The sequence below is a fragment of the Actinoplanes sp. NPDC049598 genome (assembly GCF_040675435.1).
Taxonomy (GTDB): domain Bacteria; phylum Actinomycetota; class Actinomycetes; order Mycobacteriales; family Micromonosporaceae; genus Actinoplanes.
In genome coordinates, this window is sequence record NZ_JBFAOX010000037.1 from 75,567 (window position 1) to 82,455 (window position 6,889).

The 6,889-nt window shown below is 70.4% G+C and carries 7 protein-coding genes; 3 read left to right on the forward strand and 4 right to left on the reverse strand.

Annotation, left to right across the window (positions count from 1 at the left end; genetic code table 11):
- Positions 1 to 5: 5 nt before the first annotated feature.
- The 3 genes from AB0J66_RS45525 to AB0J66_RS45535 are packed head-to-tail and all read right to left on the reverse strand — an operon-like array spanning position 6 to position 2,345.
- Positions 6 to 1,253, reverse strand: a complete 1,248-nt coding sequence (locus AB0J66_RS45525; protein ID WP_364674489.1) for a hypothetical protein — start codon at positions 1,251 to 1,253, stop codon at positions 6 to 8.
- On the reverse strand, positions 1,246 to 1,977 hold the full coding sequence (locus tag AB0J66_RS45530) for an alpha/beta hydrolase-fold protein (protein WP_364674492.1): 732 nt from the start codon (positions 1,975 to 1,977) through the stop codon (positions 1,246 to 1,248). Before AB0J66_RS45530 ends, AB0J66_RS45525 begins: the two co-directional genes overlap by 8 nt.
- Positions 1,978 to 1,994: 17 nt before the next feature.
- Positions 1,995 to 2,345 (reverse strand): STAS domain-containing protein, encoded by a 351-nt coding sequence (locus tag AB0J66_RS45535; protein WP_364674494.1) that lies wholly within the window; start codon positions 2,343 to 2,345, stop codon positions 1,995 to 1,997.
- A gap of 177 nt (positions 2,346 to 2,522) precedes the next feature.
- On the opposite strand from AB0J66_RS45535, the gene AB0J66_RS45540 reads away from it, so the two are divergent.
- The gene (locus tag AB0J66_RS45540) at positions 2,523 to 3,989 is read left to right on the forward strand and encodes an amino acid permease (protein ID WP_364674497.1); all 1,467 of its coding nucleotides are present in this window, start codon (positions 2,523 to 2,525) and stop codon (positions 3,987 to 3,989) included.
- Positions 3,986 to 4,819, forward strand: coding sequence for a universal stress protein (locus AB0J66_RS45545; RefSeq protein ID WP_364674499.1), 834 nt, complete (start codon positions 3,986 to 3,988; stop codon positions 4,817 to 4,819). Before AB0J66_RS45540 ends, AB0J66_RS45545 begins: the two co-directional genes overlap by 4 nt.
- Before the next feature lie 4 nt (positions 4,820 to 4,823).
- On the opposite strand, the gene AB0J66_RS45550 is transcribed toward AB0J66_RS45545, so the two are convergent.
- Positions 4,824 to 5,807, reverse strand: a complete 984-nt coding sequence (locus AB0J66_RS45550) for a serine/threonine-protein kinase (protein ID WP_364674502.1) — start codon at positions 5,805 to 5,807, stop codon at positions 4,824 to 4,826.
- Between the two features lie 232 nt (positions 5,808 to 6,039).
- On the opposite strand from AB0J66_RS45550, the gene AB0J66_RS45555 reads away from it, so the two are divergent.
- Positions 6,040 to 6,573, forward strand: a complete 534-nt coding sequence (locus AB0J66_RS45555; RefSeq protein WP_364674505.1) for a winged helix-turn-helix domain-containing protein — start codon at positions 6,040 to 6,042, stop codon at positions 6,571 to 6,573.
- Positions 6,574 to 6,889: the final 316 nt, after the last annotated feature.

The window sequence follows — 6,889 nt, forward strand, 5'->3', positions numbered from 1 at the left end:
AAAGACTAGGCCGGGGGTACGACATGATCGCGCGTCCAGGCGTCGATCAGGCCCCCGAAGTGCGCGAGGAACCTCTCGTGCTCGTGCACCGGGTACGTGGCCCGGACGGTCTCCCGCAGCAGCGACCGGAACTCCTCGGACGAGACCCAGTCGTGCACGATCTCGTCGACGTGCCCCAGATAGGTCGCGCAGAAGTCCCGGTAGCGATCCACCTCGAAGTAGTCGTCGGCCAGGCGCCGATAACCGGCCAGCTTCTCCGCGTACGACAGGCTCTTGTCGTCTGAGATCGCGAAATAGGCCGAGGTGTCGGTGTCGAGGCGCGGCCGCCGCCCGGTGACGACGCAGTACACGGTCCAGCGGGCGAGCGCGGCCATGGCCCACGGGAAGTAGTAGTGCAGCGAGGTGATGGCCACGTCGGGGCAGGCGTTGGCGTAGTCGATCGGATGCACGTCGCCGCCGCGGACCAGCGACTCGCAGGAGTTGAACTCCCAGCGGAAGAACGCGTTGACCAGCCGGGAGATGGTGACCACCTCGTCGCCCACGTCGGCGCTGAGGAAGCTGTGGTCGACCTCGTAGCGCGAGTGCATCGGCTGCTCGGGCCGGAACTTCATCACCATCGTCTCGGGCCCGATGCTCAGCGAGCGGGCGAAGACGTCGTACCCCTCCACGGAGGCCTGCAGGTGCATGAGCCGTTCGCCGGACGCGTCGTAGGCGGCGTGCAGCTCGTCCGGGTTGCGGATCTTGGAGACGCCGACCCAGGCGCCCCCGTCGTACGGCTTCATGTACATCGGGTAGCCGACCTGCGCGGCCGTCTGGTCGAGGTCGAACGGCTGATTGTAGCGGGCGGCCGTGTAGGCGTACCGGCTGTTGTCCAAGGGGTTCTTGTAGGGAACGAGCACCGTCTCGGGCACCTTGAGCCCGAGCCGCATCATCGCGCAGTAGGCGGCGTGCTTCTCCATCGACTGGAAGGTGAACGGGCTGTTCAGCAGGTAGACGTCGTCCATCAGCGCGATCTTCTTGAGCCACTCGCGCGGGTGGTAGTACCAGTACGCGAGCCGGTCGATCACCAGCTCGTGCCGCGGCTGGTACCGCAGGTTGAACGGCTCGATGGTGACCCGCGTCGTGTTGACCCGGTGCGTCTTGCCGTCCGGCCCGGAGATCGTGCCGATGCGCCGCAGCAGCGCCTCGTACGCTCGCGGCCAGTCGTCCTCGGTTCCCAGCAACAGTCCGATGGTGTGCTCGACGTCAGCCACTGCGGCTCCTCTCTAGCCCGTTCAGCAGTGAGGTGAGGTGTGGATCCAGCGCGTCCCGCCACGCGGGCCAGTCATGACCACCTTCGTTTTCCGCGAACACGACCGGGTAATCCTGCGATCGCAGAGCGTCCGCCATGCTCCGGTTGTTGGCCAGGTTCTCCTCGTGGCGCCCGCAGGTCATCGTCACCGGCACCGGCACCGGTGGCCCGCCCGAGGCGCGCAGCACCCGCCCGGTGAACCGGACGATCCGCAGCCAGCGCGCGAAGCCCGACTCCTGCTTGTCGAAGCGCGGCTGGAAGAAGCTGCCGGACTGCAGGAACAGCGCGGCGAACGATGCAGGATGCCTCCGCTGACAGTGCAGCATGGCCAGCGCGCCCAGGCTGGCCCCCATCCCGACGACCAGCCCCCCGGCCACTCGCGGCAGGATCTCCTGGCTCAGGTGCCGGGCGTACGCGGGTGAGGCCGCGTACGTCTCGAGGCGATCCACGGCCGGCAGCAGAACGAGGCGGTACGGCGGAATCCGGCCCGCGGTGATCGAGGCGGCCACGTAGCGCCCCAGCCCGGCGTGCTTGTCGTAATCGGGACCGTCATGGGCGACCAGCACGCGATCGGTGGCCTGGGCCGGCGTCCAGACCCGGGCGCCGTCGACCCCGAGCTCGCTCCAGCGGCCGGCGGCCGGGGGCAGGCTCAACCAGTCGGGTTCACGGCCGGCCGGGCGTTCCATGAACGCACACTAGCGCCTCAGGGCGTATAGGTCTGCGTCGACGACGGAGAGGGCGGCAGACCGAACATGTCGGTCAGGCCGGTGACCCGCAACTGGCGGTGCACGAACTCGCTCGGGTTGCGCAGGATGAACCGGGTGCCGACCTCGCGGGCCGCGTTGTGGCCGGTGACGAGGGTGCCGATGCCCTGCGAATCCATGAAGGTGACGAAGGTCAGGTCGACGACCAGGGTGACCGGCCGCTCGCGCTGGAGCGTGCCGAGCAGGATGTCGCGCAGGGCCCCCACGGTGGCGGCGTCGAGGACGCCACGGACGTCGACGACGATCGCGCCGTCGGCCTGCCGCCGCGTCGTCATGACCGCCTCGCCCATGGCAGAAAACTCCCTCTTCTCCGTGGCCACACCGTACCCCGGCGGAACGGACCCTCGCAGGCTGCCGCGTGTTTCCGGAACCACAGCGGACACCCGGTGCGGTCCTGGAGTTGCGCGTAACAGGCCGTGGGCACATCGTTACATCGGCGGACAGCAATAACCGGAGGTGAACGCGGTATGGCCACCACATCAGGACGGCCGGGCATCTTCGCGATCAGGGACGTACGCTCCCTGATCACCGAAACGGCCGAGGAAGGCCACGGACTCAAGAAGGCGGTCGGCGCCACCCAGCTGACCGCGATGGGCGTCGGCGCCATCATCGGCACCGGCATCTTCGTCGTCATCGGGGAGGGAGCGGGCATCGCCGGGCCCGCGGTCATCCTGTCCTTCGTGCTGGCCGCGGTGGCCTGCACGTTCTCGGCGCTGTCGTACGCGGAGCTGGCCTCGTCGATCCCGGTCGCCGGCAGCGCGTACACCTACACCTACGCCACCCTGGGCGAGCTGGTCGCCTGGATCATCGGCTGGGACCTCATCCTGGAGTACGGCGTGTCAGTCGCGGCCATCGCCGTCGGCTGGGGCGGCAACCTCAACGCGTTCCTCGACTCGGCGTTCGGCGTGGCCCTGCCGGACGCCATCGCCAAGTCCCCCGAGGACGGCGGCGTCTTCAACCTGCCGGCCGTGTTCGTCGTCCTGGCCATCACGTTCCTGCTGGTCCGCGGGGTCACCGAGAGCGCCCGGGTCAACCTCGTGATGGTCGTCATCAAGCTCACCGTGCTGCTGTTCTTCATCGTCGTGGCCTTCGCCAACTTCGGCACCGGCAACTTCCAGCCGTTCGCCCCCGAGGGCGTGGACGGGGTGACAGCCGCGGCCGCGGTCATCTTCTTCGCGTACATCGGCTTCGACGCCGTCTCCACCGGCAGCGAGGAGGCCCGCAAGCCCGAACGTGACCTGCCCCTGGCCATCATCGGCTCGCTGCTGATCTGCACGTTCTTCTACGTGCTGACCGCGGTCGGCGCGCTCGGCATCGCCTCCCCCGACCAGATGAAGGAGAGCGACGCGCCGCTGGCCGCCGCCCTCGACCAGGGCGCCGGCATCAGCTGGGCCGCCGCCGTGCTCGCGCTGGGCGCGGTCGTCGCCATCACCAGCGTGGTCCTGGTCATCATGTACGGCCAGACGCGCATCTTCTTCGCCATGTGCCGCGACGGCCTGCTGCCGCAGCGCCTGGCCCAGGTCAACCAGCGGTACGGCACCCCGGCCCGGCTGACCATCATCCTCGGCGTGCTGATCGCGATCCTGGCCGCGCTGGTGCCGCTGAGCGAGATCGTCAAGCTGGTCAACATCGGCACGCTGTTCGCCTTCGTGCTGGTCAACATCGGTGTGATCATCCTCCGCCGGACCCGTCCCGAGATGCCGCGCCCCTACCGGGTGCCGTGGTCGCCGGTGCTGCCGCTGCTCGGCGTCGCCTTCGCCGTCTACCTGATGAGCGACCTGCCCCTGGACACGTGGATCCGGTTCGTCGTCTGGCTCGCCATCGGCATCGTCATCTACTGGCTGTACGGCTACCGCAACTCCCGGCTGCGCACCGAGCCGGCCTCCACCCCCGGCTGGGCCCGCGACCACGACGAGCCGGGTGAGCAGTCATGACCGGCCCGGTCGTCACCGGCTACGACGGCGGCCCGGCCGGCGCTTTGACCCTGGCCAGTTGGGCGGCCCAGACTCTCGGCGTACAACTGATCGTCGCTGTCGTGCACCCGGCCCCGGCCGCCCTCGGCTCGGGCCGCGTGGACGCGGAATGGGTCGCCGACCGGCACCGCGCGGCCAATCGCGTCCTGGACAGCGCCCGCGCCGCCCTGGAAGGCACGACGGCCGAGGTCGACTACCGCCTCGTCGCGTCCTCGTCGGCCGCCCACGGCCTGCACGACCTGGCCGAACAGGAGGCGGCGTCGCTGCTCGTGGTCGGCTCCGGCGGCAGCACGGCCGACCGCCTGCTGGCCGGAACCGTCTGCCCGGTCGCCGTCGCCCCCGCCGGGCTGACCGGCCCGCTGGGAAAACTCGGCCGTGTCGGCGTGGCCTACGTGGACACCCCCGACGGCCGGCGCGCCCTGGAGGAGGGCGCCCGTCTCGCCCGCGGCACCGGCGCCGAACTGCGCCTCTACACGGTGGTGGCCGAGGCCGACGCGTCCCTGCCGTTCCTCATCGGCGACGACGCGGAACGCGCCTTCCTCGACACCGCCCGCGAGACGTACGAGGTGTCACTGTCCCGCGCCGCCGAATCAACTCCGGACGTACGCGTCGACTGGCGCATCGAATCGGGCGACGTGGTCGAGAAGCTGGCCTCCCTGACCGAGGTCGACGTGCTTTTCTGCGGCTCCCGCGGCTACGGCCCGGCCCGCCGCGTCCTGCTGGGAGGGGTCTCCACCCGCCTGATCCGCCGCGCCCACCTACCCATCGTGGTCGTCCCCCGCAGCGGCTAGTCAGTCAGTCGGCGCGGTGCTTGCCCGCCTGCTGGGGCACCACGGGCGGGTCCTCCTCGGCCGGCACCGCCACGGACGTCGGGGCCTCCGCGGCCCTGGCGTCCCACGGCGAGACCCTCGGTCGCGCCTGCGAAGTGTCAAGATCCTGGAGAGGTACGTAGACCCGGGCATCCACCGCCTCGGCCAGCAGCAACGCCGCCACCAAAGCGGTCGGGCGCTCAGCAGGATCACGATTCAGGCAGCGCGAACACAGGTCCACCACCTCCGGCGGCAGCCCGTCCGTCTCCGGCAGCGGATCCGGGTCGAGATAACGCTGCGCGTGCACCAACTCGGTCGGGCTCTCCGCCCGCCACGGCAAATGCCCCGCGATGCACAGATAAAGCAGCGCCCCGAGCGCGAACATGTCCGACGCCGGCGTGGCCGGGCACCCCTCGAAGCGCTCCGGCGCCACATACGCCGGCGTCCCCATGACCGGCCCGTCCGGATCCGGATCGTGCGCCCCCACCGCCGCCGCGATCCCGAAATCGAGGACCTTGGCCCCGGCCGGCGTCAACATGACATTGCCCGGCTTGATATCGCGGTGCACCACCTTCTCGGCGTGCGCCGCCGCCAGGGCCGCCGCCACCTCGGCGCAGATCCGCACCCCGATCCGCCAGTCGATCGGCCCGGCCGCGATGTGCGCGCCCAGCGTCTGCCCCTCGACGAGCTCCATGATGATGTACGGGACGTCGCGCTCCTCCCCCACCACGGGCGAAGTCCCGAAGTCGTGCACCCCGGCCACGTTGGGGTGCGCGAGCCGCGCCGCCGACCGGGCCTCGGTGCGCACCAGCTCCACCCCGACCTGCCCGAGCGTGCCATGCACCGCCGGCGCCATGATCTTCACCGCCACCGGCCGGTCCAGCACCTGATCGTGCCCGCGCCAGACCTCCGACATCCCGCCGACGCCGATCCGTCGCACGAGCTGATATCGCCCGCCCAGCGTCCGCATTGAGCCCCAACCTCCCACCGATCTTCGGATGCCGGTACCCGTGGTCCCGAGCCCGGAAACGCCGCTGCCACCAGCTCACCCGTGAGAGCGCGGCCACCATCCCACCGCTTCCCACGTCGTGGGAGCACGAAGCGGATAGATCGCCACCGCTGACCGGACGCCTGTCCGATTCACGCAGACAGAACGCGACTGCGTACTTGTCTGCACCTGACCAGCCACGCAGCATCCAAAGATGCCGACCGTCGCCCTCCTCGCGCCGTATCAGCAGATCGCCGCCGAGATCCGCCACGAGATCGTCACCGGCCACCTGCCGGTGGGCGGAAAGCTGCCCTCCGAGCACGTCCTCGCCGCCGAGCACCAGGTCGCCCGCGCCACCATCCAGAGCGCGTTGCGGGTGCTGCGCTCCGAGGGCCTGATCGCCTCCCGCAAAGGCGCCGGCAACTACGTGACCCCGCTGGCCGCCGCGGACGCGAGCCGCTGCCCCGCCCGCATAGAGCTCGACCACGCCCAGGTCGGCTGGCTGAGCCGCCTACCGGCCCCGGCCACCGACCCCGACCGCGTGTTGCACTGCGAGCTGGAGCACCCCCACCCGGGCCCCCACGCCGGCCTGGCCCAGCACACGGAGGACACCGGCTGGTGGGTCCAGTGGTCCTTGACCGCCTCCGAGATCAACCCCCTCCCACCCTGCCCGGACGGTACGCCGTGCCTGCTCTTCGAATCCCATCCCGGCCACTGCCGGCACACCCCGCTGACCACCCCGGCCTGACCCGCCCGCCGCCGGTCCTCCCCCGACTCCGACCCTATGCAGGCCGCTCAGCCCACTACCCAAACCCTCGCGAGCTGTATCCGACGGCCCGACGCCCGCCGGTCCGACGTCCGGCACCCGCCGGTCCGACGTCCGGCACCCGCCCCGCACGTGCCGCCACTGTGGAGGCCCGCGCCGGAATGGCGGTCGTTGCGGTCGGTGGTCTTGTCACTGCCGTGGGCTGGGCTTTCTTACTCGGGGGACGGTTGTGGGGATGGGGTGACCACTCGGGCTGACTGGGGAGCGTTTTATGCCTCGAGTGCTCACCCCATCCCCA

Excerpts from the sequence above, each read along its gene's own strand:
- AB0J66_RS45550 (WP_364674502.1), bottom strand. The coding sequence starts at position 5,807 with ATGCGGACGCTGGGCGGGCGATATCAGCTCGTGCGACGGATCGGCGTC.
- AB0J66_RS45555 (WP_364674505.1), top strand. The coding sequence starts at position 6,040 with ATGCCGACCGTCGCCCTCCTCGCGCCGTATCAGCAGATCGCCGCCGAG.
- AB0J66_RS45540 (WP_364674497.1), top strand. The coding sequence starts at position 2,523 with ATGGCCACCACATCAGGACGGCCGGGCATCTTCGCGATCAGGGACGTA.
- AB0J66_RS45530 (WP_364674492.1), bottom strand. The coding sequence starts at position 1,977 with ATGGAACGCCCGGCCGGCCGTGAACCCGACTGGTTGAGCCTGCCCCCG.
- AB0J66_RS45535 (WP_364674494.1), bottom strand. The coding sequence starts at position 2,345 with ATGGGCGAGGCGGTCATGACGACGCGGCGGCAGGCCGACGGCGCGATC.
- AB0J66_RS45545 (WP_364674499.1), top strand. The coding sequence starts at position 3,986 with ATGACCGGCCCGGTCGTCACCGGCTACGACGGCGGCCCGGCCGGCGCT.